General features: G+C 71.3%; 20 protein-coding genes. 7 read left to right on the top strand and 13 right to left on the bottom strand.

The genetic code is table 11. From position 1 onward, the window contains the following. Positions 1–112: 112 nt before the first annotated feature. The 4 genes from AB0K21_RS27820 to AB0K21_RS27805 all read right to left on the bottom strand — a co-directional run bounded on the left by AB0K21_RS27820 (position 113) and on the right by AB0K21_RS27805 (position 4,928). On the bottom strand, positions 113–781 hold the full coding sequence (locus tag AB0K21_RS27820; protein ID WP_343960930.1) for a flavin reductase family protein: 669 nt from the start codon (positions 779–781) through the stop codon (positions 113–115). Beyond that, a complete protein-coding gene (locus tag AB0K21_RS27815) occupies positions 778–2,217 on the bottom strand; it encodes an amidohydrolase family protein (protein WP_343960928.1) in 1,440 nt (479 codons plus the stop codon). The genes AB0K21_RS27820 and AB0K21_RS27815 overlap by 4 nt, the downstream gene beginning before the upstream one ends. Beyond that, the gene (locus tag AB0K21_RS27810) at positions 2,214–3,242 is read right to left on the bottom strand and encodes a zinc-binding dehydrogenase (RefSeq protein ID WP_343960926.1); all 1,029 of its coding nucleotides are present in this window, start codon (positions 3,240–3,242) and stop codon (positions 2,214–2,216) included. Before AB0K21_RS27810 ends, AB0K21_RS27815 begins: the two co-directional genes overlap by 4 nt. Positions 3,243–3,458: 216 nt before the next feature. Then, a complete protein-coding gene (locus AB0K21_RS27805; protein WP_343960924.1) occupies positions 3,459–4,928 on the bottom strand; it encodes an aldehyde dehydrogenase family protein in 1,470 nt (489 codons plus the stop codon). A 75-nt stretch (positions 4,929–5,003) separates the two neighbouring features. Here AB0K21_RS27805 and AB0K21_RS27800 point away from each other — a divergent pair, with 75 nt between their 5' ends. From AB0K21_RS27800 to AB0K21_RS27790, 3 genes are all read left to right on the top strand, one after another. Beyond that, positions 5,004–6,086, top strand: coding sequence for an NAD(P)-dependent alcohol dehydrogenase (locus tag AB0K21_RS27800; protein WP_364154521.1), 1,083 nt, complete (start codon positions 5,004–5,006; stop codon positions 6,084–6,086). A gap of 155 nt (positions 6,087–6,241) precedes the next feature. Then, entirely contained in the window at positions 6,242–8,467 is a 2,226-nt protein-coding gene (locus tag AB0K21_RS27795) for a cytochrome P450 (RefSeq protein WP_343960920.1), read from the top strand. 123 nt (positions 8,468–8,590) lie between these two features. Further along, positions 8,591–9,064: a hypothetical protein gene (locus AB0K21_RS27790; protein ID WP_364154516.1), complete on the top strand. Its 474-nt coding sequence runs from the start codon at positions 8,591–8,593 to the stop codon at positions 9,062–9,064. An 87-nt stretch (positions 9,065–9,151) separates the two neighbouring features. On the opposite strand, the gene fdhA is transcribed toward AB0K21_RS27790, so the two are convergent. The 6 genes from fdhA to AB0K21_RS27760 all read right to left on the bottom strand — a co-directional run bounded on the left by fdhA (position 9,152) and on the right by AB0K21_RS27760 (position 15,360). After that, on the bottom strand, positions 9,152–10,375 hold the full coding sequence (gene fdhA / locus AB0K21_RS27785) for a formaldehyde dehydrogenase, glutathione-independent (protein WP_343960916.1): 1,224 nt from the start codon (positions 10,373–10,375) through the stop codon (positions 9,152–9,154). A gap of 367 nt (positions 10,376–10,742) precedes the next feature. Further along, a complete protein-coding gene (locus tag AB0K21_RS27780) occupies positions 10,743–11,621 on the bottom strand; it encodes an SDR family NAD(P)-dependent oxidoreductase (RefSeq protein WP_343960914.1) in 879 nt (292 codons plus the stop codon). Between the two features lie 140 nt (positions 11,622–11,761). After that, complete coding sequence (locus AB0K21_RS27775) at positions 11,762–12,340, bottom strand: helix-turn-helix domain-containing protein (RefSeq protein ID WP_364154511.1); 579 nt, start codon at positions 12,338–12,340, stop codon at positions 11,762–11,764. Positions 12,341–12,444: 104 nt separating this feature from the next. Continuing rightward, a complete protein-coding gene (locus tag AB0K21_RS27770; protein WP_343960910.1) occupies positions 12,445–12,942 on the bottom strand; it encodes a flavin reductase family protein in 498 nt (165 codons plus the stop codon). A 9-nt stretch (positions 12,943–12,951) separates the two neighbouring features. Continuing rightward, positions 12,952–14,175 (bottom strand): styrene monooxygenase/indole monooxygenase family protein, encoded by a 1,224-nt coding sequence (locus AB0K21_RS27765; protein WP_343960908.1) that lies wholly within the window; start codon positions 14,173–14,175, stop codon positions 12,952–12,954. A 195-nt stretch (positions 14,176–14,370) separates the two neighbouring features. Beyond that, positions 14,371–15,360: an AraC family transcriptional regulator gene (locus AB0K21_RS27760; RefSeq protein ID WP_343960906.1), complete on the bottom strand. Its 990-nt coding sequence runs from the start codon at positions 15,358–15,360 to the stop codon at positions 14,371–14,373. A gap of 295 nt (positions 15,361–15,655) precedes the next feature. Here AB0K21_RS27760 and AB0K21_RS27755 point away from each other — a divergent pair, with 295 nt between their 5' ends. Then, positions 15,656–16,681, top strand: coding sequence for an aldo/keto reductase (locus AB0K21_RS27755; protein ID WP_364154506.1), 1,026 nt, complete (start codon positions 15,656–15,658; stop codon positions 16,679–16,681). A 47-nt stretch (positions 16,682–16,728) separates the two neighbouring features. On the opposite strand, the gene AB0K21_RS27750 is transcribed toward AB0K21_RS27755, so the two are convergent. Further along, positions 16,729–18,876 (bottom strand): glycogen debranching N-terminal domain-containing protein, encoded by a 2,148-nt coding sequence (locus tag AB0K21_RS27750; protein ID WP_364154503.1) that lies wholly within the window; start codon positions 18,874–18,876, stop codon positions 16,729–16,731. Positions 18,877–18,999: 123 nt separating this feature from the next. After that, on the bottom strand, positions 19,000–20,313 hold the full coding sequence (locus AB0K21_RS27745; RefSeq protein WP_343963547.1) for a hypothetical protein: 1,314 nt from the start codon (positions 20,311–20,313) through the stop codon (positions 19,000–19,002). A gap of 280 nt (positions 20,314–20,593) precedes the next feature. On the opposite strand from AB0K21_RS27745, the gene AB0K21_RS27740 reads away from it, so the two are divergent. Then, positions 20,594–21,562, top strand: a complete 969-nt coding sequence (locus AB0K21_RS27740; RefSeq protein WP_364154499.1) for an aldo/keto reductase — start codon at positions 20,594–20,596, stop codon at positions 21,560–21,562. Between the two features lie 49 nt (positions 21,563–21,611). Here AB0K21_RS27740 and AB0K21_RS27735 read toward each other — a convergent pair whose 3' ends face one another. Continuing rightward, the gene (locus AB0K21_RS27735; protein ID WP_343963551.1) at positions 21,612–22,271 is read right to left on the bottom strand and encodes an HAD family hydrolase; all 660 of its coding nucleotides are present in this window, start codon (positions 22,269–22,271) and stop codon (positions 21,612–21,614) included. Between the two features lie 404 nt (positions 22,272–22,675). Between AB0K21_RS27735 and AB0K21_RS27730 the strand changes: the two genes are divergently transcribed. Both AB0K21_RS27730 and AB0K21_RS27725 read left to right on the top strand, forming a co-directional pair. After that, the gene (locus AB0K21_RS27730) at positions 22,676–23,299 is read left to right on the top strand and encodes a gluconokinase (RefSeq protein WP_343963553.1); all 624 of its coding nucleotides are present in this window, start codon (positions 22,676–22,678) and stop codon (positions 23,297–23,299) included. After that, positions 23,296–24,669, top strand: a complete 1,374-nt coding sequence (locus AB0K21_RS27725; protein ID WP_343963555.1) for a gluconate:H+ symporter — start codon at positions 23,296–23,298, stop codon at positions 24,667–24,669. The genes AB0K21_RS27730 and AB0K21_RS27725 overlap by 4 nt, the downstream gene beginning before the upstream one ends. Positions 24,670–24,689: the final 20 nt, after the last annotated feature.

Raw genomic sequence — 24,689 nt, 5'->3', positions numbered from 1 at the left:
CTCTCGATCTGAATGCTCTCGCACCGCCCACGGTGCGCGAGTGGGGGATGAATCTTGGTCGCCGGCGGGGGTGCGGGCTTTAGCGGAGCCCCTCCCCTGCCCGCGTGGCAGGTCAGGCGAGCACCTCCTCGCCACCCGGCAGGTCGGCGTAGGCGATACGGTCCTGGCTGAAAATGGACTCCGGCGACGCCGCGACGAACCAGGGAAAGCCCATCCTGCCGACCGCGTGCACCCTGGTCGGATCGATCCTGGTGGGAGACGCCATGATCGACTCGTCCGCCGTTATGCAGACCACCTCGGCCAGCACGATGTGCACGCCCGAGAAGCAGGAGGACGAATCCCCCCGGTCGATGACCTCGCGTACCCGGCATTCCAGGTGCGCCGGGCTGTCGGCCAGCGACGGGGGCCGGACGACCTGCGACGGCACGGTCCGCCAGCCGACGAGACCGGCCTCGTCCACGCCGGCCGGATACTCCCTGGCCACCGTCTCGATATGGTCGGCCAGGGCGGTCGTGGTCACGTTGATCACGAACTCGCCCGAGGCGTTCAGGTTCACCCAGCTGTCCTTGGGCTCGTCCGTCGCCTCCCTGACCGAGCCCACCGTGACCGCGACCAGCGGCGGTTCCCCGGAGACCGGCATGTAGTAGCTGAACGGGGCGACGTTCACACCGCCCTTGGCGTCCAGCGTGGTGATCATCGCGATCGGGCGCGGCACGACGAGCTGGGAGAGCAGTCCCTGCTTCTGCGCCGGTGTCCTGTCTGCGAGATCGATGATCCTCATCCGCGTACTCCTTGGATGTACTCTTCCGCCGACAGGGCCTGCCAGCGGTGGGGAACGTCGATGCCGGTCCTGCGGAGCAGCGCGGCGGACCGTGCCCGCGCCTCCTCCGACAGGGCTTCGAGATCGACGGTGGTGATCCGGCGGTCGCGCACGACCACCTGACCGTCGACGAGGACATCCCTGACCGTGTGACTCGGGGCGCCCCAGACGAGGTGGGTCGCGAGATCACCGCGCGGTGCCCAGACAGGGTCCCCGGTGTCCAGGACCACGAGGTCCGCGGCCTTGCCGACCTCGATCGAGCCGACGAGGTCGCCCAGGCCCACCGCGGCGGCGCCGTCGATCGTGGCCAGCGCGAACACCTGGTCGGCGCGGAGGACGGGCCGCACGTCGCGGTCGCGCTCCAGCGCGGCCAGCAGCCACGCGGCCCGCAGCAGGTCGGGCACGTCGCCCGCGTTGTGGGAGTCACACCCCAGGGCGACCCTGCCGCCTCGGCGTACGAGCTCGGCGTGCCGACCGGCGCGGCTGTAGCCCTGGCCGAGGCGCAGGTACGCCCCGGGGCAGGACGCCACCGCGGTCCGCGTCCCGACGAGGGCGTCCAGCTCCGCGTCGTCGAGCCAGACGGCATGGCCGAGCACCAGCCTCGGGCCCAGCACGCCCAGCTGCTCGAAGTGGAGCACCGGCCGTCTGCCCGCGCGCCGCGCGTAGGCGTGGACGTCCGCCTCGCCCGGTGAGATGTGCCAGGTGAGGCCGACCTCCAGCCGCTCGGCCAGCTCGGCGGCCCCGGTGAACAACTCGTCGCTCGCCAGGTCGTGCCCCACCAGGGTGACCCAGCCGGTGACGGTCCCGCCCGGCGGCAGCGCGCGTACCGTCTCCTCCTGCAGGGCCAGGGTCTCGGCCGCGGGCAGCGCGTGGAGGGCGCCGGGCGTGTCCCAGCCCCACCGGCCGACCCGGCCGCGGATACCGGCCGCCCGGAGCCCCGCCGCCACCCGCAGCGGGTGGGCCACGGTGCCCGGCTCCAGGATGGTGGTGACCCCGCGCAGGAGCGATTCGGCGGCGGTCAGGGTGGCGGACAGCTCGTCGTCGTCACCGGTGACCTTGCCGTGCAGCGGGACGATCCAGTCGAAGATCGCCTCCTGGGAGTCGATGTCGTCCGGGATCATGCTGCGCACCAGCGGGTCGGCGGTGGTGTGCTGGTGGGCGTTGATCAGGCCCGGGATGACGACGCAGCCGCCCGCGTCGAGTTCGGCGGCGCCGGGGAAGTCCTTCCGCAGGGTGGCGGCGGGACCGATCGCGGCGATGCGCCCGCCGGCGACGGCGACGGTGGCACCGGTGACCACCTCGCGGCGCGGCGACATCGTCACCACGTCCCCGCCGACGATCAGCAGGGCGGCGTCATGCCCTGCCTGCTCCGGCCGCTCCGCCCGCTCCCCCGTCATGGCCGCACCAGCACCCTGCCGACCAGATCGCGCGAGCGCTCCAGCCCGAAGCTCTCGTGCAGGTCCTCCAGGCCGCACTCGGCGGCGCGGAGGGTGCGCATGCCTCCCGCGAAGTAGGCGTCGAGCATGGCGGTGAAGTCGGCCGGGGCGTAGGCGCCGGCGCCCAGCAGGCGGAGCCCCCGGTGGTAGATCTCGGCGAGGGAGAGGGAGACCTGGTCACCGCTGGTGTTGCCGAAGGTCACCAGCCTGCCGCCGATCCGCAGGCAGCTCAGGGAGTGCCGCCAGGTGGCGGCGCCCACGTGGTCGAGGACGACGTCGGCGCCCCTGCCGCCCGTGTAGTCGCGGACCGCGTCGGTTATCGGGGCGTCGTTGCGCAGCAGCAGGTCGGCACCGAGCCCGGCCGCGACGGCGAGCTTCTCGTCGCTGCCGGCCACGGCCACCACCTGGGCGCCGGCCCGCTTGGCCAGCTGGACGGCGGCGATGCTGACGGAGCCGGCCGCGCCCTGGATCACCACGCAGTCGCCGGCGGTCACCTTCCCGACGGCGTAGGTGGCGTTCCAGGCGGTGCTCCACGGGGTGGGCAGCGCCGCGGCCTCGTCGAGGTCGACGTGGTCCGGCACCGGGTGCGCCAGGTCGGCGGGGACCGCCACGAACTCGGCGTAGCCGCCCGGCATGTTCCCGCCGATGACCCGCAGCCGGGCGCAGTGGCCGCGCTCACCGGCCAGGCAGTGCGGGCACGATCCGCAGCCCACCGTAGGATCGACCACGACCCGGTCTCCGGCCGTCAGGCCGGTGACCGCCGATCCGGTCGCCACCACGCGGCCGGCGATGTCCATGCCGGCGATGTGCGGCAGGCTGAAGCCGGGGAGCACTCCGGGGCCGCGCCGCTGGAGCAGGTCGAGCCGGTTGAGGGCGCAGGCGCCGACCTGGACGACCACGTCATACGGGCCGGGCTCGGGGTCGGCGACCCGTTGCACGCTCACCGCCTCCGGGCCTCCGAAGGCCGTCTGGACCAGTGCTCGCAACTCTAACCCTCCAAGCGATCGTTATTCACGATGGCGTCTCGCATTGTGATTCATCGCCCGCAATGCGTCGTACTCTGCCGCCGCTCCGATAGGCGTGTCAATGCCTCTGAAGCCAACTGCCCCGCGCGTCACATGCTTGTTACATGCGGGTCGCGTGGCGTGAATATGCGCAGGTTGGAACGCTGCCATTTAACAGCCGCCCCGTCACTGCCACGTTCATTCCACGGATGACCGGTCGAGCAGGCGTACCGCGACAGCCTTCTCCTGCGTGTACTCCCGCATGGCGGCGTACCCGCCGCCGCGGCTGAAGCCACTGTCCTTCTGCATGTTGAAGGGGAAGCCGATGACCCCGGCGTCGGCGAACTGGTTGACCGAGACCTGCCCCGAGCGCACCTCCTGGGCCAGGCGCAGCGCCCGGGAGACGTCACTGGTCCAGATGCACGCCAGCAGGCCGAAGTCGGTGTCGTTCATCATCTCCACCGCCTGCCGGGCGCCGGAGAACTCCTGCACGGCGAGCACCGGGCCGAACACCTCCTCCCTGGACAGCCGGGAGCGCGGGTCCACGCCGTCGAAGAGCGACGGCTGGACGAACCAGCCGCCGTCCGCCCGCTGCGCGGGACCGCCCCCGGTGACCAGGCGGGCGCCCTCGGCCGGAGCGCCCTCCAGGAAGCCGAGCACCCGGTGGTACTGCGCCTCGTTGACCAGCGGCCCCATGTCGAGGTCGGCGTCCCACGGGCCGACCCGCACGGCGCGCATCGACTCCGCCACCCGCTCCACGACCTCGTCCCTGATGGACGCCTCGACGAGCAGCCTCGATCCCGCGTAACAGTTCTGCCCGGCGTTCTCGGTGATGGAGCCCACGATCGCCGGGATCGCGACGTCGAGATCGGCGTCGGCGAAGAGCACGTTGGGCGACTTGCCGCCCAACTCCAGCTTGACCGGCACCAGGTTGTCCGCCGCGGCCCGCATGATCGCGCGGCCGGTGGTCGTGGAGCCGACGAAACTGATGTGGTTCACACCGGGGTGTGAGGTGAGCGCGGCACCGGCGTCGGCGCCGACTCCGGCGAGCACGTTGAGCACGCCCGGCGGGAAACCGGCCCGCCGCGCCAGCTCCGCCAGCGCGAACGGCGCCAGCGGCGCCACCTCCGAGGGCTTGAGCACCACCGTGTTGCCCGCGGCCAGCGCGGGGGCCACGTTGGCCGCGGTGAGCACTGCGGGAACGTTCCAAGGGAGGATGACCGCGCAGACGCCGTACGGCTCCTGCAGGGTGTAGCCAAGGTAGTCGGGGGTGCGGGTGGGAAGGGTCACGCCGGTCAGCTTGTCGGCGGCGCCCGCGAAGTACTCGATGATGCCCTGGGTGATGAAGATGTTCATCCGGCCACCCGACAACGGCTTGCCCACGTCCCGGGCCTCGAAGCGGGCGAGGTCCTCGACATGCTCACCGATCAACTCCGACCAGCGGCGCAGCAGCCTGCCGCGCTCGGAGGCCGAGGTCGCGGCCCAGCCGGGAAAGGCCCGCCTGGCGGCCCGCACGGCGTCGTCCACGTCCGCTCGGCCCGCGCAGGCCACCGTCTGGATGGTCTGGCCGGTGGCGGGGTCGGTGACACGGAGCTCACCGGCGTCACGAGCGGCTGCCCACTCTCCGTCGATCAGTTGCTGGGCGGAAGGGATCAGAAGTTCGGCCATGTCGGAATCCTTGACCCCCCTTGTTCTGCATGTCAAGATGCCATCTCGTTTTATGAAAATAGCTGTGGAGGATCCGTGCGTATCACCGCCGCCGTTCTGGAAACCTCCGGAGGGTCCTTCGCCCTCCGGGAGACAGAACTCGAAGAACCCCGCCCCGACGAGGTGCTGGTCCGGGTGAGCAGCACCGGCATCTGCGGCACCGACCTGGAGTTCGCCACCTTCTTCCCCACCCCCGCGGTGCTCGGCCACGAGGGTGCCGGGGTCGTGGAGCGGGTCGGCTCGCGGGTGACCTCGGTGGCCCCCGGCGACCACGTGGCGATGAGCTTCACCTCCTGCGGGACCTGCCCCCTCTGCCTGACCGGCTCCCCCGCCTACTGCCGGAGCTTCGACGCCCTCAACTTCGGCGGCAGGCGGCCCGACGGCTCCTCGGCGCTCTCCCTGGACGGCGCGCCGGTCAACGGCCACTTCCTCGGGCAGTCGTCCTTCGCCACGCACGTCGTGGCGACCGAGCGCGCCGTCGTCCCCATCGACAAGAACATCGACCTGACCCATGTCGGCCCGTTCGGCTGCGGTCTGCAGACCGGCGCGGGCGGGGTGTTCAACGTGCTGCGCCCGTCCCCCGGCTCCTCGATCGCCGTCTTCGGGGCCGGCGCGGTGGGGGTCGCGGCGATCATCGCGGCGGCGATCAGCGGCTGCTCGGTCGTCGCGGCGGTCGACGTCAACGCCGCCAAGCTGGAGGCCGCCCGCTCCTACGGCGCGACGCACACGGTCGACTCCTCCGTCTCGGACTCCGCCGAGGCGCTGCGCGAGATCGCACCGCACGGCTTCGACTTCGTCATCGACACCACCGGCCGCCAGGACGTGCTGCGCACCGCCGTCGAGGCGCTCGGCCCGCTCGGCCGGTGCGGCGTGATCGGCGTCGGCCCCAGCCAGGAGATGAGCTTCGACTGGCGCAGCATCCTCAACGGACGCACCGTCACCGGGATCATCGGGGGCAGCAGTCTCCCCCAGGTGTTCCTGCCCAGGCTGCTGGATCTGTACGCCGCGGGACGGTTCCCGGTGGACAGGATGATGACGTCCTACCCCTTCGAGCGGATCAACGAGGCGATCGCCGACCTGCGCGCCGGTAAGACCGCGAAGGCCGTCCTGACCTTCTGAGCTCCCGGTCCTCGCCGGAGACCGCGTGACATCGCTGCGATATGCGAGACATTGTCTCGTGATCCGCGCATGAGTAGACTTCCGGCACCCAGACACCCAGTGGCGCGGCTGGGCAACACCGCGCATCGTTCGTATGGATATGGGGCCTGTGCGCCATGACCCAGCAGATTGACTTCGACCACCACTCCGCGGCGTGCACCGCGGACCCGGTCGCCTACTACGACTCCTTTCGCGAGCGGTGCCCGGTCGGCCGGACCGCGGCCCACGGCGGCTTCGTCTACACGACCCGCTACGCGGACGTGACCAGGATCGCCCGCGACGACGACACCTTCTCCTCCTCCAGGGCCTCCTCGGGCGAGGACCGGGTCGCGATCGTCATCCCCAGCGGGCCGGGCCTGGAGCAGTACCCGATCGAGTTGGACCCTCCACAGGCCACCGAGTACCGCGACCTGATCAACCCCCTGCTCACCCCGGAGGCCGTCGACCGGCTACGGCCGATGATCGCCAGGCACGCCACGCGCGTCGTCGACGCGTTCATCGAGCACGGCTCGGCCGACTTCGTCCGTGATCTGACCAACCCGCTGCCCGCCGCGGTCACCCTGGACTGGCTGGGTTTCCCCGAAGAGGACTGGGCCCTGCTGGCCGGGCCGATCCACGACATCTTCGCCGCGCCCGCCGACAGCGACAGGGCCCGCAGGGGCGCCGAGGGCCTCGCCTACATGGAACGGCGGATCCGCGAGATCGTCCGGCTACGCCGGGCCGAACCCACCTCGGACGCCACCAGCGTCCTGGCCTCGCAGCGCCGTCCCGACGGACTCCCGTACGACGAGGACGAACTGGTCTCGGTGATCGGGCTGCTCATCGCGGGCGGTGTCGACACCACCACCTCGCTGACCGGCAGCGTCCTCGTGCATCTGAGCCGCCACCCCGAACAGCGGCGCCGCCTGATCGAGTCGCCCGACCTGCTCGACACGGCCACCGAGGAGTTCCTCCGGGCGTTCGCCCCCTCGCAGTCCATGGCGCGCACCGTACTCGCCGACACCGAGATCGGCGGGTGCCCGGTGCGGGCCGGCGAGCGCGTGCTGATCCCGTGGGTCGCCGCCAACCACGACCCGGCCGTCTTCCCCGACCCCGCCGAGGTGCGCCTGGACCGGGACGCCACCAGGCACCTCAGCTTCGGCATCGGCACGCACCGCTGCGCCGGCGCCCACCTGGCCCGCGCCATGTTCCGCGAGATGATCACCCAGGTGCTGACCAGGCTGCCCGAATTCCAGGTGCTCGAAGACGGGCTCGTCGCCTACCCCACGCGGGGGAACCAGTCCGGCTGGGACGCGATCCCCGCGATCTTCCCACCGGGACCCCGGCTGGGTGCCGGTTCCGCGCCCGGCACCCAGCCGGCCTTCACCTCCTCTTTCACCAAGGCCGCCTCCTTCGAGGCGGTCGTCACCCGGGCCGAGCCGGTCGCCGACGGTGTGCTGGCGCTGACCCTGGCCAGGGCGGGCGGCGGCGAACTGCCCGCCTGGGAGCCCGGCGCGCACCTGGAGTTCCGCCTGCCGTCGGGCCGCGTCCGGCAGTACTCCCTGTGCGGCGACCCCGAACGGCTGGACAGCTACCGGGTGGCGGTGCTGCGCGAGGAGAACGGCCGCGGCGGCTCGGCCGAGGTGCACGAGATCGCCCGTGAGGGTGTCACCGTCGGCGTACGGGGACCGCGCAACCACTTCCCGCTGGTGGCCGCCGAGGACTACCTGTTCATCGCCGGGGGTATCGGCATCACCCCGATCCTGGCCATGGCCCGCGCCGCCGCCCGCCGGGGCAGCCCCCTGCGCGCCGTCTACGGCGGGAGATCCCGCGCGTCCATGGCCTTCGGCGACGAGCTGGTGGAGTGCGCGGGTGAGCGCGCGGAGCTGGTGCCACAGGACGAGTTCGGCCTTCCCGATCTGGACACGATCCTGGGCTCGGCGGGGCCCGCCACCGCGATCTACTGCTGCGGCCCGTCCGGGATGATCGAGGCCGTTGAGCGGGCCTGCGCGCGCCTGGGCATCGGCGACCAGCTGCATGTCGAGCGCTTCACCGCCGGGGACGCCCCGGAGGTGCTCTTCGATCCGGCGGCCAACACCGCCTTCGACGTCCACCTCGCCAGGACGGGGCGGACCGTGCGGGTCGAGCCCGACCGGCGCCTCATCGAGGCGATCCGCGAGGTCGCCCCCGGTCTCTCCTACGACTGCGAGAAGGGATACTGCGGGGCCTGCGAGACCCGGGTGCTCGCGGGAACGCCCGAGCACCGCGACTCGCTGCTGACCGCCGAGGAGCGGGAGGCCGGCCGGACAATGATGATCTGCGTCGGCCGCTCGTCGTCACCCCGCCTGGTCCTGGACCTCTGACGGTCCGGCGAGGCCCATAGGAAGCTCACAGGAAGCGAGGAGGAGGCGGAATCACCCGCGAGTGACCCGCCTCCGCCCCTCGCACCTGTACCGCTCGCGCGGATCCGTCATACGATGCCGCACATGCCGAACATCGGACCCGCGGAGCTGCTGGTCGTCGCCATCCTGTTCGCGGTGGTCCTGATGATCGTCATCGGGATCGTCATGGCCGCCAGGAAGGGCAACCAGATGCCCATGCCGACGCCCATGCCCACCTCGCAGGGGCTGCATGAGCTCGTCACCGGCCTGGTCCGCGCGGGACGCAAGATCGAGGCGATCAAGGAGCTGCGCCGCCACACCGGGCTCAGCCTGCGGGACGCCAAGGTCGCCATCGACGGCGTGGCCATGGGACACGACCTGTGGAGCCACCCCGCCATGACCCGGTTCAAGGCCGCCCAGCCCACCGCTCTGCCGCACACCGGCGTCGCGGGCCCCGACCTGGCCACCCGAGTGCGCGAGCTCAAGGCCGCCGGCCGCGCCGAGCAGGCGGTCTATCTGGTACGCGGCGAGACCGGCATGGGCGAGCGCGAGGCCGAACTGTTCGTCGAGGCCCTTTGAATCCGGGGCCCGCCCCAAGTGACCATCGGCCGGTGATCTGCCGCCTCACCCCGCCCGGACGCGGGATCCGGCGGCGGCGACGAACCGCTAGCCCGTCGTGCCGAGCACGCCGTTGGGGTCGAGCACGAACTTGGAGGCGGCGCCCTGGTCGAAGTCCTCGTACCCCTGGGGTGCCCGCTCCAGCGGGATCGGCACCGCGTTGACCGCCTTCGCGATCTGCACCCTGTCGTGCAGGATCGCCTGCATCAGGTAGTAGTTGTAGCGCATGACGGGGCACTGGCCCGTGGTGAAGGAGAGTGACTTGGCCCAGCCGAGGCCGAGCCCGATGGAGAGCGACCCCTGCTTCGCCGCCTCGTCGGAGGCACCCGGGTCACCGGTCACGTACAGGCCGGGGATGCCGAGCGCGCCGCCCGCCCGGGTGACGTCCATGAGCGAGTTGAGCACGGTGGCCGGGCGTTCCCGCCCCGCGTCCGCGCCGTGGCCGCGCGCCTCGAAGCCGACCGCGTCGACGCCGCAGTCGACCTCCGGCACGCCGAGGATCTGCTCGATCTGGTCCTTGGGCTCGCCCCGTGACACGTCGACGGTCTCGCAGCCGAAGCTGCGGGCCTGTTCCAGGCGATCCTTGTTCAGGTCGCCGACGATCACCGCGGCGGCCCCGAGGAGGAACGCCGAGACCGCCGCGGCGAGCCCGACCGGACCCGCGCCCGCGATGTAGACGGTCGATCCCGGCTTCACCCCGGCGGTGACACAGCCGTGGAAGCCGGTCGGGAAGATGTCGGCGAGCATGGCCAGGTCGAGGATCTTCTCCATCGCCCGGTCCCTGTCCGGGAACTTGAGCAGGTTCCAGTCGGCATAGGGCACCAGGACGTACTGGGCCTGCCCGCCGACCCAGCCGCCCATGTCGACATAGCCGTACGCCGAGCCCGGCCGGTCGGGGTTGACGTTCTCGCAGATCCCGGTCTTGCCCTCCTTGCAGTTGCGGCAGCGGCCGCAGGAGATGTTGAAGGGCACCGAGACGAGGTCGCCCACCTTCGTGAACTCCGCGTCCGGACCCACCTCGACGACCTCTCCGGTGATCTCGTGGCCGAGCACGAGGCCGATGGGCGCGGTGGTACGGCCACGGACCATGTGCTGGTCGCTGCCGCAGATGTTCGTCGCGACGGCCTTGACGATCGCCCCGTGCGGCACCTTGCGGCCCACGTTGGCGGGGTTGACCCCCGGGCCGTCCTTGAGCTCGAACTCGGGATAGTCGATGTTCCGGACTTCCACCTTGCCCGCCCCCTGGTAGGAGACGGCTCTGTTGCTCGGCATGACGTCCTCCGTGTTTCCTCGTGGCGCCCTTCCGCGTGATGCCCGGTGGAGCAGCCGGTCGTCGTCCGCGAGGAGGCTACGAGGGGGCTGTGACGGCCGAATCCGGGCCGGAGACAATGGCTCTCTGTCCGTTTTCCACCATATACCCGCCGTTTTCGGCGCCACCCGGGAGCCGTTCTCCCCACGAAGGGCACGGCAACGCCCGGTCCTCCGATACCGCGGCAGCCGCCCGGGATCTCGTAGCGGCACCGCCGGTGGTCGTCGTACGACTGACGCGGTGGTCCCGGCATCGTGGAGATCGACGTGGACCTGCGCGAAGGCGGGACGGAACCGGTTCTCATCCGTCGTCGACGCTCTCGCGCGAAGATCAGGCCGAGGTGAGCGGGGCCAGTCGCCGGCTGAGCCGGAGGACGGCCTCCGCCATTCGGGAGTCGGCGACGGGGCGGAAGGGCGCGACGGGACGAGCCTTGGGTCCGATGACCAGGCCGGTCCGCCCGTCCAGTGAGGCGTCGGCCGCCGCGAGGACCGACGACCGTGCGGCCAGTGACGCGGAGCCGGACGTGGCACGTTCGAAGACAAGCCGGACCAGCGGCCAGAGCAGCCGCAGCCCCGGCGAGACGATCTTCGGCAACCGCATGGTGCCGTCGGTCATCGTGGTGGCCGCGCCGCCGGGATCGGCCGCGAAGACCGAGATGCCCGTGCCTCGCAGCCGCTCCGCCAACTCCAGCGTGTAGGCGAGGTTGGCGAGCTTGGCTCGGCCGTACCAGTGAAAGCCGTAGTAGCCGCCCGGGGGCTCGACGGCGTCGAAGGAGCGTTTGGCCACCCGGACCGCGCCCGAGGTGACATTCACGATCCGGCTCGGCCCTCCGGCCCGGAGCGACTCCAGCAACAGTTCGGTCAGCAGGTACGGGGAAAGGTGGTTGACGGCGAACGACGCCTCGATCCCGTCCACCGTCTGCTGCCGATCCGCGAACATCGCCCCGACATTGTTGACCAGGACGTTCAGCGGGCCCTCTCCCGCGAGCCGGGCGGCCAGCCCTCGGACGGAGTCGAGCGACGCGAGGTCGGCGGCGACGAACCTCGCTCCCTGCCCTGTCGCCACCGCGTCGATTCTCTCGACCGCGCGAGCACCCCGTTCGGCGTTCCGGCCGATCACGGTCACCGCGTGACCTGTCGCCGCCAGCCCCATCGCGGTCTCCAGGCCGATTCCTCCGGTCCCCGCCGTCACCACGGCTCGTTTGCCCATGGTCCCGCCCTCCGCTGGTCGAACGCTACCGGATAGCTATCCGTTTCAAGGCTCACACCGTAACATAAATGGATAGCTATCCGGTTAATCGAGATGGGCATGCTGCGACGAACTGCCAAGCCGCGGGTTCCAGACCGTCGTCAGCGCGGGGGGCGCAGGCCCTCAAGGAGGACGTCGAGGTAGATCTCGGCACGCTCGGCGTCATTGCCACCGGAGCGGACCGCGTGCTCGATGCCGCAGAGCAAACGGCGGACGTCGTCCGCCTCGATGCCCCGCCGGACGGCGCCCGCGCGGCGGGCACGATCGAGCAGTTCCGCGACGGCACGGTCCAGCTCGCCCTTCATCGCCGAGGTCCGCGCATCGGCGTCGCCGGCGGATTCGAGCACCGCCGCGAACCCGGCGTCGTCCAGTATGCGTCCGAGAATGAAACGCAGAAGACGATGCAGACCCGAAAGGGCGTCCTCCTCGGCCGCCGCGGCCTGCGCCTCGTCGACGAGCCGCTGGAAGCGTTCCGCCAGCAGCGCCTCCAGCAACGCGTGCCGGTTGGGGAAATGCCGGTACACGGTCCCGACGCCCACTCCCGCGAGCCGGGCGATGGTGTTCAGCATGAGCGAGTCGTCGCCCATGGCCAACTGCTCGCGGGCGACCTGCAACACCCGTGCGCGGTTGCGTGCGGCGTCCGCGCGCAACACCGCCCCCCGCTCAGCACTGGGTGTCATGGGCACAGCCTAACGGCTTGCCGGCCAAGGGCCGCGAGGCACCGATTCGAACGATGAATCCTCATTCAGCCGCCTTCGACCGGGACGGAAGGGACACCACCGCGTCAATCCACGCCGCCGAACGCCATCTCCCGGTCCGGCGAGGAGAACGCGCGGTAGCCCCCCGAGTGGAAGAGCAGCGGCTCGCCCTCCGCCCGCCGAAAGTGCTCCACCTCTCCGACGAAGATGAGATGGTCACCCCCGTCGTAGGTGCTCACCGTACGGCAGGCGAAGTGGGCCAGGGTTCCGGCGAGCAGCGGAACCTCACCGGTCGCCGGGTGGATCTCCACCCCGGCGAACTTGTCCGGCAGCGGCGTGGCGAACCGCCGGGACAGGTACTCCTGTCCGGCGGCCAGGACGTTGACCGCGAACCGTCCCGCCTCGGCGAACGCCGGCGCGCTGGGAGCCCGCCGGGACAGGCACCACAGGACCAGCGGCGGGTCGAGCGAGACAGACGTGAAGGAGTTGACGGTCACGCCCAGCCGGTCACCCCGCCGGGTGACGGCGGTGACCACCGCCACCCCGGTGGCGAACTGCCCGAGGGCGTCGCGCAGAGATCTCATGGCCCCTTCTCACTTCCCGAACCGCGCCAGATACTCGGCCGCCCCGGCCGGGTCCATGAACCAGCTCGCGTAGTCCGACGGGTCGTCGAAGCCGTTCACGAAGCGGGAGGCCACCTCGGGCAGCCCGCCCGCGGCGCCCAGAACCTCCAGCACGTGCGGCGGCGGGGGCGCGAGAAGCGCGTTCGTCCACGCGGTGACGTGCCGGGCCTCCTGCCAGTAGCGCTCGAAGGCCCGCTCCATCCACGCCGCGTCGAACGGCCGCTCACCACGCTCCAGGATGTCGGACAGATAGGAGGCCGCGCACTTGGCGGCGTTGTTGGCCCCCTGCCCGGTGATCGGGTCGTTGAGCACGACCACATCCGCCACGCCCATCACCGGGGCGCCCGACGGCAACATCGCGACCGGCCTGCGCACGGTCGGGGTGAAGCCGCCCGACAGGACGCCCCCCTCGTCGGTGAGCTCGACATCGCCGCAGCGGTCCGCCTCCCACGGCAGGAAGGTCTCCAGCACCCACCGGCTCCTGGCCAGGTGCTCGGCGGGGGTGCGAACGTCCGCCCAGCAGTCCATCGGCCCGCCGGGGACGCCCTCGAACACCATGATCTCGCAGGGGCCGGTGACGGTGAGCGCGGGGAACACGAAGTACTCGCCGATCCCGGGAATCACGTTGAAACACACCGCGGAATGCCCCGGTCGCGGTACGAGACCGTTGACGTAGGTGAGGGCCAGGGCCCGCTGCGGGGCGCGGTACGACGAGCGCGACTCGTCCCGCTCGAAGAGCGAGGAGATCGCCCCCTTGCCCGCGGCGACCAGGACCAGGTCGTACCGGGCGGCGTAGTCCTCCAGGTCGTCCACGGTGGCGTCGTGTATGACGATCTTTCCGCCGAGCCGTTCCACCTCGGCCATCCACCCGGGCATCTTCAACCGCTGGTCGACCGAGCGGGCGGGCGTGTCGAGCCGGGCGGCCCAGTGGATGGCCGGTTCGCCGTCGGGACCGGCCACCGCGAACTGGATCCCGTCGATCGGCGGGCAGTCGTCCGCCCACAGGTCCAGGCCAAGGTCACGCTCGTGGCCGAGGGCGGTGCCGAACATGGCCTGGCTCGACATGACCCGGCCACCGCGAATGTCGTCGGGGGTCCGGTTGGAGACGACGGTGACGTCGTAGCCGTTCCGCAGCAGGCCGAGGGCGAGGTGCAGGCCCGCCTGACCGGCACCGACGACCAGGATTCTGCGCATGACGATGTCTCCTTTTCAAGGAAGGGGGAGGATTGAGCGGCGCCTGATGAAAAGGTACGGCCGGGGCAGCCGGCCGGGCCATCCGCTCAGCGCGGGTTCCATCCGCCTGGCGCGGGATCCTCCCCGGGCCTCGCCACACGGCGGCGGGACAGCGGCGGCAGGGTGGGGCACCCGGCGCCGGTCGGGTCCGGACCGTCAGCCGTCGCGCAGCGTCCGCGACGGCGCCTGACCGTAGCGCGCGCGGTAGAGCGCCGCGAACCTCCCCTGATGCGGAAAACCCCACCGGGCCGCCACGCCCGTCACCGTGCACCTGGCGGGATCGCCGGCCACCAGGTCGTCGTGGACCCGGCCCAGGCGCACGTCTCTGAGATAGGTCATCGGGGTCAGGCCGAGATGACGCCGGAAACCCTCCTGGAGCGAGCGGCCGCTGACCGCCACCGCGCCCGCGATCTCGTCGGTGGTCAACGGCAGATGGGCGTGGCCGTCGACGTACTCCATGGCCCGGCGCACCACCTTGGGCAGCGCGGGAGGCTGGGGCGCGCTCAGCCGCGCCAGGTAGTTGGACGGCTGCCCGGTGATCAGGGAGGAGAGCATGGCGTTCTCCAGGTGGGCGACCGCCAGCGGCTGCGCGGCGAGCCCGTCGTCGTGCTCGGCCTCGCCCACGATCAGGTCGGCCATCGCCTTCCAGGCCCGTGCCCAGCCCGTGGTCATGTCCATGCCCAGACCGAAGACGATCGGCCTGTCGAGCGGCTCCCCGAGCATCCGCTCCAGGGCGCCCTCGACCGCCGACCGGTCGAACTTGACGATCAGTTGGGGACAGCCCGCCGCCCAGCGCATGTCGAGGTGCTCCGACGGCGACGGCAGGGAGGCCAGGCGGGGTGTCGACACGATCTCCTGCCCGCCGCACCGGATCAGGCTGCTCCCGGCCAGCGGGATCTGCACCAGGAAGAAGGAGCCCAGTTCCCCGGGTTCGATGCGGACGTCCGCCCCGTAGTCCAGGTAGTTCACCCGTACGGCGCCCAGCTGTACCGAGTTGAGCCGCGCGGCCAGCCGCGAGACGTCCCCGGCCAGTTCCAGCCGGTGGGGGCAGAACACGCGGGCCACCCGTTCGCGGGCCTCGTCGAGGTCCGCGGTGTCGAAGACCGGCCTGTTGCCCAGCGGGACACGCCCTCGCACCTCGCCCATCGACGCTCCCACCCTCGGGTGCCCATCGCACGCGTACGACTGATCCCGACATGATCGGTAGAGCCAGTGTGTCCGACCACGTACAAATACACAGAGACCTACGGAACGGGTGTCCGATATCGGACAGCGGAGCCGGTCAGGACCCGTACGCCCGCCGGTCGTCCCCGCGAACACCTCGCCCATGTGGAGGCCGCGCACGGTGACCCGCGCGCCTCCGCCGCACCCTTCTTCCGAAACCACACCAAAGGCGACACCCGGCATGAAGCGGCCGGGACCGGGCTGGCAGGATCGGGCCGTGAACCATCGCACGCTTGGCCGCACCGGCATTCAGGTAAGCCCGCTCTGTCTCGGCACGATGATGCTCGGGGCCTGGGGAAACACCGACTACGACGAGTGCGGGCGCATCGTCGACACCGCGCTCGACGCGGGCATCAACTTCATCGACACCGCCGACGTGTACGCGTTCGGCGAGAGCGAGACGATCCTGGGCAAGGCCATCAAGGGCCGCAGGGACGAGATCGTGCTGGCGACGAAGTTCCACAACCAGATGGGCGACTCGCCCAACCGGCGCGGCAACTCCCGTCGCTGGATCATGCAGGCCGTCGAGGACAGCCTGCGCCGCCTGGACACCGACTGGATCGACCTCTACCAGGTCCACCGGCCCGATCCGCAGACCGACATCGACGAGACCCTCGGCGCCCTGTCCGATCTCGTGCGCCAGGGCAAGGTGCGGGCGATCGGCACCTCCTCCTTCCCCGCCGAGGAGATCGTCGAGGCCCAGTGGGTCGCCGACCACCGGCAGCGCGAGCGGTTCTCGACCGAGCAGCCCTCGTACTCGATCCTCGCCCGGCACGCCGAGGCCGCGGTCCTGCCGGTGGCCGAGCGTCACAACCTGGGGGTCATGGTCTGGAGCCCGCTGAACGGCGGCTGGCTGACCGGCAAGTACCGCCGGGACGCGCCGCTGCCCGCCGGCTCCCGGGCCTTCAGCAACGGCGACCACTTCGACTTCAAGGTCGAGGAGATCCGCGCCCGCAAGCTCGACGTCACCGAGAAGCTGGCGGTCCTGGCCGACGAGGCGGGCATCTCGATGATCCACCTGGCCCTGGGCTTCGTGCTCTCCCACCGGGCCGTCACCTCGGCGGTCATCGGCCCGCGTACGCTCGAGCAGCTCACCAGCCAGCTCGGCGCGGACGAGGTGCGGCTGTCGCCGGAGATCCTCGACGCGATCGACGAGCTGGTCCCGCCGGGGACGAACATCAGCCCCGACGACGTCGGCTACGTGCCGCCCGCCCTGACCGACCCGGTCCTCCGCCGCCGCTGACGGAACCCGTCACCCCGGGGGACGTCCCGCCGGGGTGACGGCCGGGCTCAGCTCACCTCCCGGGCCGCCCGCTCGGTGGAGATCCCCGCGGGCAGGCCGGTCACGACGACCTCCCCCTCCCGGTCGACGGCCGCGCCCACCTCGGCTCCGGCGATCCGTAGCCCTCGTACCGAGACCGGTCCCAGCGGAGCGCCCGCGAGCGGCCGCAACAGTACCCGGCCGGCGGGCACGTCGGGATAGAGGCCGAGCGCCGCGTGCACGAGGGTCACCGCGGCGGCGGCCGACCACGCCTGCGGGCGGCAGGCCGCCGGATAGGCCACCGGACGCCCGAGCGCCGCCCGGTCGTCACCGCCGAACAGCTCCGGCAGCCGGTAGCCGAACGTCTCTCCGGCCGCGAGCAGCCCCTCGGCGAGGGTCGCCGCGTGCCCGGCGAACCCGGCGCGGGCCAGCCCGGCGACCACGATCGCCGTGTCGTGCGCCCAGATCGACCCGCAGTGGTAGGAGAGCGGGTTGAAACCACCGGCCTCCGCGGACATCGTACGGAGCCCGAAGCCACCGGCCATCTCCGGTGCGACCAGCAGGTCGGCGACGGCCGCCTCCTCCGCCCCGGTGAGCAGGCCGGTGCCGAGCAGGTGGCCGATGTTACTGGTCAGCGCGTCGACGGGACGCTTGTCCCGGTCCAGGGCCAGTGCCGGGAACCTGCCCAGCGGCCCGTCCGTCCAGAAGCGGACGCGGAAACGCTCGGCCAGCCCCGCGGCGTACTCGCGCCAGCGCGCGGCTCCCGGGCGGCCGAACGCCTCCAGCAGGTCGGCGCCCTGCCGTGCCGCCTGGTGGGCGTAGCCCTGCACCTCGACCAGGGCGATCGGCGGCCGGGCCTGGCGGCCGTCATGGAAGCGCAGCGCGTCGCCGGAGTCCTTCCAGCCCTGGTTGGCCAGGCCCCGGCCGCCGGTGTCGAGATATTCCACGAAACCGTCCCCGTCGGGGTCGGCGTGCTCACCGAGCCAGCCGAGAGCCGCCCGCAGGCAGGGCAGCAGCGCGGCGACCTCCTCGGTGGGCGCGCCCCAGCGCCAGGCGTCGTGCAGCAGGCCGATCCAGAGCGGCGTGGCGTCGATGGTGCCGTAGTAGGCGGCGGGCAGGCGCAGGCCGCTGCCCTCGACCGCGAACTCGTGCCGGCGCAGCTCGTGCATGATCTTCCCGGGGGCCTCGCCCGAGCCGGCGTCGATCCTGGTTCCCTGCCTGCGGGCCAGCACGCGGAGGGTGCCCATGGCCAGCTCCGTGCCGAGTGGCAGCAGCATCCGGGCGGCCCAGATGCTGTCACGTCCGAAGAGGGTGAGAAACCAGGGCACTCCGGCGCCGAGGAAGGCGTCGCCGGGGGCGGCGGTCTCGGCCAGCCTGAGCGAGCGCAGGTCGTCAAGGGAGCGCTCGAACAGCCTGCTCAGCCGATGGTCGGCGGCGGCGATCCTGGGCTCACCCGCTCCCGGGGCCCATTCGGCGGCGCGGGCGGGCGCGGTCACCACGGCCCCCGGGTCGTGCACCTCGACCTTCCAGGACAGCGTGACCCGGCCGCGGGGCGCCAGCTCGACCGGCCAGCTCAGGAAGGCCGTACGCGCGTGCCCGGCGGATTCGGCCCGCGCGCCCTCGCCCGTCACGGTGACCCGGACGCCGTCCGAACTCCACGAGATCTCTCCGGGGGCGGTGCGCTCCGCCTCGGCCTCGACGGTGTCACCGCCGGACTTCACCACCTCGATGGGGGCGAAGTCGCAGCCCAGTTCCAGGGTCACGGTGGCGGCGACGGGCACGGTGGCGCTGGAGACGATCTCGACGCGCTCCGCCATGCCTCCCGGCTTGACCTGCCGGACGCGCTCGATCCTTACCGTGGGATCGAGGACGGGGTCGCCCAGCCATCGGGCCAGCGCGACGAACCTGCTGCCGCCCGGCCCCCGTGGCGCGTGGCCGACGGCCTCGGGCTCCCGGCCGCCGATCGTCAGGGTGGCCTGTGAAAGGGCCCGGGAGTCGGCGTGGAACAGTCCCTGGACACCGGCAGGACGGATCTGCCCGTCGCCGCCGCTCAGCGCGACGGTCGGTGCCAGCACGGTGCTGACGAGATCGTGCAGCAGCGGCTGAAGGCGGTGGGACGCGGCGGGGAGGGCCGTCGTGACGGCCTGCGGGGCGGAGGGCGAGGCGTCGTCGAGCACGACGGGCTCCTGAGATCGTGCCGAGCCGATGACGCCTTGACAGACGACGGCAGGGAAATATGAATCGCGAAACACCCTACCTAAACGGTTCAATCATGCCGTCCACCCTTTCGAACGTCCGTTTCAGCCGGTACGCCGCACGCGGATGCCGTGGGCGTCGGCGCGCTGGAGGCCGCCGGCGTCCACGTTGGAGATCGGGATCAGGCCCTTGACCACACCCTCCCTACCGTTTCCGGTCAGCTTGACGATCAGCATTCCCGGGTCGGTCCCGTGGGAGGAGTGCGGGTCGCCGGAGAGCGGGATCGGTCCTCGCGTCGAGGCGAAGGCCCAGTCGCGGTCGGGCGAGACGGCGAAGAGGTCGACCGTCGGGTCCGCGCTGAACCGGGAGACGAGGTCGACGGTGCCGACCCGGGCGCCGGTCGCCCCGTCGAAGACCTCGGCGACGTTGGCGGCGCGGTCGCCGGCCCAGACGTAGCGCTCCTCGTCGGAGGCGAGGACGCCGTGCGCGTCGCGGTCGGGCGAGTCGTCGTCGAAGAGCGACTGGACCGCCGGGGTGTTCGGCGGGTTGGCCGGTGAGTAACCGCTCCTCGGCAGCCGGAAGACGCTGAACTGGTCGAGGTTGTCGTGTGTGCCACCGCCTCCGTTCCCGAAGACCTTCCCCTTGGCCTCGATGAACCCGCAGCCGTTCGCGGGGATCCTGCTCGCGTCGTACTCTCCCACGATCGACATCGGCGTCGTGCGCCAGTCGACCACGAGCATCCCGCCGCCCCGGAGGCTGACGAAGACCGGGCCGTTGTCCGAGGCGATGAACGGGCAGATCGGCGCGTTGTCCGGGCGGAGCCGGGGTGCCTGGCACGGCATCCCGTTCGGGGTGGTGCATCCGGCCAGGTCGATCGTCGCGGCCGGTTGCTGGACGAAGGTGCCGGACGCGTAGTCGGTGCCGATGCGCTCCAGCTTCTTGCCGTTCTGGTTGGAGATGATGAGGTACTCGTCGTCCTCGGTGGGCCAGAGGGCATGGGCCTGCCGGGCCCCTCCCGCTCCGGCCTCGGTGAGGAAGCAGGCGAGCGGCTGCCGGGTGGCGGCGTTGAAGACGACCACGTGGCCGCTGGCGACGAAGGCGAGCGCGGCGTGGGTGTCGGCCTTGTTGAAAACCAGCATGTGGGGACGTACCGGGACGCTGCCGGTGCTCGCCAGGCAGAGGGACGAGGCCGCACCGCTCAGGTCTATGACGTGGACGGGCCGCGCGGCCGACAGCCGGCGGGTGACCTCGGCGCCGGAGTACACGTTGACCGTGCCGCCGTAGGAGAGCCCGTCGGTGTTGGACTGGTCGACCAGCCACACCTCGTACGACTGCCCTGCCTGCGCCTGGGGCGGCGCGGCCGCTCCCAGGACGAACAGCACCAGCATCGCGACGATCGCGATCCGCCACTTCCCCATACGCCCTCCAAGGTCGTTCCAGCCGGAACATCTCCATATCCCTGCGAAGCAGGCTGCTTTCCACCTTCAATCCCAGACCGCCATAAGTCCAGGAATTGCTTGAATTAAACAAATATAGACAAAAAAACTCCATATTACAGATATTGGCCATAAGTCTGGCAATAAATGACACCCGCCGGCGATCCGGAATTGCATATATGGATATTTCGGTATATAGCCAGTGGTCCGGCAGCACCTCATGCGACGACCTCCGGATCTGGCGGCCGATATATTGGCGGCCATGAACTCGCTGGTCCGACGCCCTCTGGGCCAGACCGGCCTGGCCGTGACACCCGTCGGTCTCGGCCTGGCCGCGCTCGGCCGCCCCGCCTACATCACGCTCGGCCGCGCCGAGGATCTCGGCGACGACCGCGACATCGCCGCGATGCGGTCACGCACCTGGGCCGTACTCGACGCCGCCTGGGCGGCGGGGGTGCGTTACCTCGACACGGCGCGCTCGTACGGGCGGGCGGAGGAGTTCCTCGCGGGCTGGCTGCGCGAGCGCGAGATCGCCCCGGGAACGGTCACGATCGGTTCGAAGTGGGGATACGCCTACGTCGGCGACTGGCGTCTGGACGCCGAGCGGCACGAGGTGAAGGAACTCACCGCCGACCGGCTGCGCGTCCAGCTGGAGCAGACACGCGCGCTGCTCGGCGAGCACCTGTCGCTCTACCAGATCCACTCGGCGACCGTGGAGAGCGGCGTGCTCGACGACGAGGACGTGCTCGACCGGCTGCGCGCGCTGCGGGCCGAGGGAGTGGCGATCGGTCTGTCGACGAGCGGGCCGCGCCAGGCGGACACGATCGATCGGGCGATCGGAGCCGGGCTGTTCGACACGGTGCAGTCGACGTGGAACCTGCTGGAGCGCTCGGCCGGTGAGGCACTCGCGCGGGCGCACGAGGCGGGGCTGGGCGTGATCGTCAAGGAGGGCGTGGCGAACGGCCGGCTGACCGCCCGGGCGGCACCCGCCGCGCTCCTGGCCGCCGCACGCGAGCGGGACACCACACCGGACGCGCTCGCGCTGGCCGCCGTACTGGCACGGCCGTGGGCCGGGGTGGTGCTGAGCGGCGCGGTCTCGGCCGGGCAACTGCGCGACAACCTCGGCGCGGTCGAGACCGGCTGGGACCCCGAGCTCGAGGAGCGGCTCGCCGGACTGGCGGAGACCCCGGAGAGCTACTGGTCCGAGCGCGGCGCGCTTCCCTGGAGCTGAACTCGGGCGCCCGTGCGTCGCACGCGCGGGCATGACCGGGGCACCGGTCTCAGGGAGGCGCGCGCAGCGGGGTGCGCCCGAGGTTTTCGATCAGTTCGGGGAGCGAGTCGAAGACGTGGGCCGCCCCGGCCGCGCGCAGTTCCTCAGGGGAGAAGCCGCCGGTGCGGACCGCGACGCCGGGCATACCGGCCTTGCCCGCGGCGAGAAAGTCCCAGGTGGAGTCACCCACCGCGACCCCGGACGCGCCTTCGACCTTGGCCAGCGCCGCCTTCATCAGGTCGGGGGCCGGCTTGGTCGCCTCGACGTCCTCCGAGGTGGTCCAGGCCCGGCAGCGCGAACGGCCGTCGACGAGGTCGATGAAGTGCTCGACGTGCTGCGGCCTGCCCGACGAGGCCAGCACGACGGTGAAGCCGCGCCCGCCGAGCGCGTCCAGGAGTTCGGTGGCTCCCTCGCAGGGCCTGATCTCGTCGAGGAACACGTCGAACTCCTCCACCCACGCGTCACGCAGCGCGTCACCGTGCCGCCGCTCGACGTCGTCACCGGCGAGGGCGGAGACGATCTGATCTCCGCCCATGCCGATGTGCCGGTGGATGCGCCACAGCGGCAGCCACACGTCGTAACGCCCGAACGCCCGGAACCACGCGAGCGCGTGCTGGTAGTTGGTGTCGACCAGGGTGCCGTCGATGTCGACGATGGCGGTGTCTGCCATGGGAGGGGATGTGCCCGGCCCGCACCACACCATTCCGGAGAACGTCACCGGGCTTGTTGAAAAACCTGCTTGCCGCGCTTTACGAACCGTCGAATCACCGAACCACCGGGGCAGGGCCAAGGCCAGGTCGCGTCGCCCCGGACAGCGCGATCGGCGCCGTGACCGCGGTGGAGCCGGCTCGGTCCTCGGCACCTGGCCGGTGAGGAGGCCGCCTGAAACGAGCGGAGAATCGAGTTTATCCAGGACGCTCCGGTGTAGTCCCATACTTGTCCGGTCGTCGCCCCGAGACGACCCGTCATCGCATGGTCCTTGGTCAGTGCCCGCACCCGATCTCGAACACCGCCCGCCGACCGTCACCAACCCCGTCAGGCTGTCGCACAGAGCGACATGGGAGGCCCTCCTATATGAACCCCGCTGAGGATTCCGCCGTACCGGCTCCTGGAACCGCGCTACTCGTCGTCATGGGCGTGACCGGTTCCGGCAAGACCACCGTGGGCGCCGCCCTCAGCCAGCGGTTACGGGTGCCGTTCGCCGACGCCGACGACTTCCACAGCGAGGCCAACATCGCCAAGATGTCGGCGGGCATCCCCCTCGACGACGACGACCGGCTGCCGTGGCTGCGCGCGATCGGCGCCTGGCTCGCCGAGCACGCCGCCGGCGGCGGGGTGGCGAGCTGCTCGGCGCTCAAGCGGAGCTACCGCGACATCCTGCGGGAATCCGCGCCGACGGTGAGCTTCGTCCATCTGCACGGCGAGATCGACGCCGTACGCCGGAGGGTCGCCGGCCGTCCAGGGCACTTCATGCCCGCCTCGCTGGTCGACTCGCAGTTCAGGACCCTGGAGCCTCTCGGGCCCGACGAGCACGGGATCGTTCTCGACTTCGCCAGGCCCGTCGGCGAGCTCGTGGACGCCTACGTCGCCGCGGCGGCCGGCCCCCGGACCCGACCGGACCCGCACCCCGCCGGCCCAACCGGTCCCGCCGATCCCGGTGGACCCAGAGGGGGCGGAGAGGCCGGGAGGGCGAGGTGAGCACCGTTCTGATCACCCTCGCCGAGCCCGCCACGACCTCCCCCGGCCGGCTCGTCCCGGCCGCGCTCATCGGCATCGCGCTGATCGTCCTGCTGATCACGTACTTCAAGCTGCATCCCTTCCTGAGCCTGGCCCTCGGCTCGCTGGTCGTCGGGGCCGTCGCGGGCCTGTCGATGACCGACACCATCGCCGCCTTCACCGACGGGTTCGGCAGCACCGCGGCCGGGGTCGGCACGCTCATCGCACTCGGCGCGATGTTCGGCAAGCTGCTCGCCGACTCCGGTGGGGCCGACGAGATCGTGGACACGATCGTCGGCAGGTCCAGTCCCCGATCCCTGCCCTGGGCGATGGCCGCCGTGGGCGCGCTGATCGGTCTGCCGATGTTCTTCGAGATCGGCCTCGTGCTGCTGATGCCGGTCATCTTCCTGGTCTCGCGCCGCTCCGGCGTCTCCCTGATCCGCATCGGCATACCCGCGCTCGCGGGCCTGTCGGTGATGCACGGGCTCGTCCCTCCGCACCCGGGACCGCTGGTCGCCATCGACGCCCTCAAGGCCGATCTCGGCATCACGCTGGGTCTGGGCGTGCTCGTCGCCGTTCCGACGGTCGCCATCGCCGGACCGCTGTTCTCCAGGTACGCCGCCCGGTGGGTGGACGTCCCGGCGCCCGAACTCTACGAGTCCCGGTCCGAGACGGAGGGCACCCGCCGGCCGTCGTTCGGCGTCACCCTGGCCACCGTGCTGCTGCCGGTCGCGCTGATGATGGGCAAGGCCCTCGCCGACATCCTCACCGCCGAGGGCACCGTGGTCCGCGGCGTGCTCGACTTCCTCGGCACGCCGCTGGTGGCGCTGCTGATCGCCGTCGTCGTGGCGATGTTCACCCTCGGCCTCGGCGCCGGCATGGACCGGAAGGCGATCGCGAAGTCCCTGGAACAGTCGCTGCCGCCGATCGCGGGCATCCTGCTGATCGTGGCCGCCGGCGGCGGTTTCAAACAGACGCTGATCGAGAGCGGCATCGGTGACCTCGTCGCCACCTGGGTGGAGAACAGCGGACTGTCTGTGCTGCTGCTGGCCTGGCTGGTCGCCGTGCTCATCCGGCTGGCCACCGGGTCGGCGACCGTCGCGACGGTCACCGCCTCCGGAATCCTGGCACCGCTGGTCGCCAACCTCAGCGTCGGGGAGACCTCGCTGCTGGTGCTCGCCATCGGTGCGGGCTCGCTGTTCTTCTCCCACGTCAACGACGCGGGATTCTGGCTGGTCAAGGAGTACTTCGGGCTCACCGTGGGGCAGAACATCAAGACCTGGTCGCTGATGGAGACGGTCATCTCGGTGACCGGCCTGCTGCTGGTCCTGGCACTGAGCCTGTTCCTGTGAGCCCTCGCGCGGCCCGGGGC

This window comes from Streptosporangium sp. NPDC049248, from assembly GCF_040678965.1.
Lineage (GTDB): Bacteria > Actinomycetota > Actinomycetes > Streptosporangiales > Streptosporangiaceae > Streptosporangium > Streptosporangium fukuiense.
This window is presented reverse-complemented; position numbering and strand designations above follow the sequence as displayed.

What these genes read in the sequence shown, in the direction of transcription:
- AB0K21_RS27820 (WP_343960930.1), bottom strand. Translation starts at nt 781, where the DNA reads ATGAGGATCATCGATCTCGCAGACAGGACACCGGCGCAGAAGCAGGGA.
- AB0K21_RS27815 (WP_343960928.1), bottom strand. Translation starts at nt 2,217, where the DNA reads ATGACGGGGGAGCGGGCGGAGCGGCCGGAGCAGGCAGGGCATGACGCC.
- AB0K21_RS27805 (WP_343960924.1), bottom strand. Translation starts at nt 4,928, where the DNA reads ATGGCCGAACTTCTGATCCCTTCCGCCCAGCAACTGATCGACGGAGAG.
- AB0K21_RS27795 (WP_343960920.1), top strand. Translation starts at nt 6,242, where the DNA reads ATGACCCAGCAGATTGACTTCGACCACCACTCCGCGGCGTGCACCGCG.
- AB0K21_RS27790 (WP_364154516.1), top strand. Translation starts at nt 8,591, where the DNA reads ATGCCGAACATCGGACCCGCGGAGCTGCTGGTCGTCGCCATCCTGTTC.
- fdhA (WP_343960916.1), bottom strand. Translation starts at nt 10,375, where the DNA reads ATGCCGAGCAACAGAGCCGTCTCCTACCAGGGGGCGGGCAAGGTGGAA.
- AB0K21_RS27780 (WP_343960914.1), bottom strand. Translation starts at nt 11,621, where the DNA reads ATGGGCAAACGAGCCGTGGTGACGGCGGGGACCGGAGGAATCGGCCTG.
- AB0K21_RS27775 (WP_364154511.1), bottom strand. Translation starts at nt 12,340, where the DNA reads ATGACACCCAGTGCTGAGCGGGGGGCGGTGTTGCGCGCGGACGCCGCA.
- AB0K21_RS27770 (WP_343960910.1), bottom strand. Translation starts at nt 12,942, where the DNA reads ATGAGATCTCTGCGCGACGCCCTCGGGCAGTTCGCCACCGGGGTGGCG.
- AB0K21_RS27765 (WP_343960908.1), bottom strand. Translation starts at nt 14,175, where the DNA reads ATGCGCAGAATCCTGGTCGTCGGTGCCGGTCAGGCGGGCCTGCACCTC.
- AB0K21_RS27760 (WP_343960906.1), bottom strand. Translation starts at nt 15,360, where the DNA reads ATGGGCGAGGTGCGAGGGCGTGTCCCGCTGGGCAACAGGCCGGTCTTC.
- AB0K21_RS27745 (WP_343963547.1), bottom strand. Translation starts at nt 20,313, where the DNA reads ATGGGGAAGTGGCGGATCGCGATCGTCGCGATGCTGGTGCTGTTCGTC.
- AB0K21_RS27740 (WP_364154499.1), top strand. Translation starts at nt 20,594, where the DNA reads ATGAACTCGCTGGTCCGACGCCCTCTGGGCCAGACCGGCCTGGCCGTG.
- AB0K21_RS27735 (WP_343963551.1), bottom strand. Translation starts at nt 22,271, where the DNA reads ATGGCAGACACCGCCATCGTCGACATCGACGGCACCCTGGTCGACACC.
- AB0K21_RS27730 (WP_343963553.1), top strand. Translation starts at nt 22,676, where the DNA reads ATGAACCCCGCTGAGGATTCCGCCGTACCGGCTCCTGGAACCGCGCTA.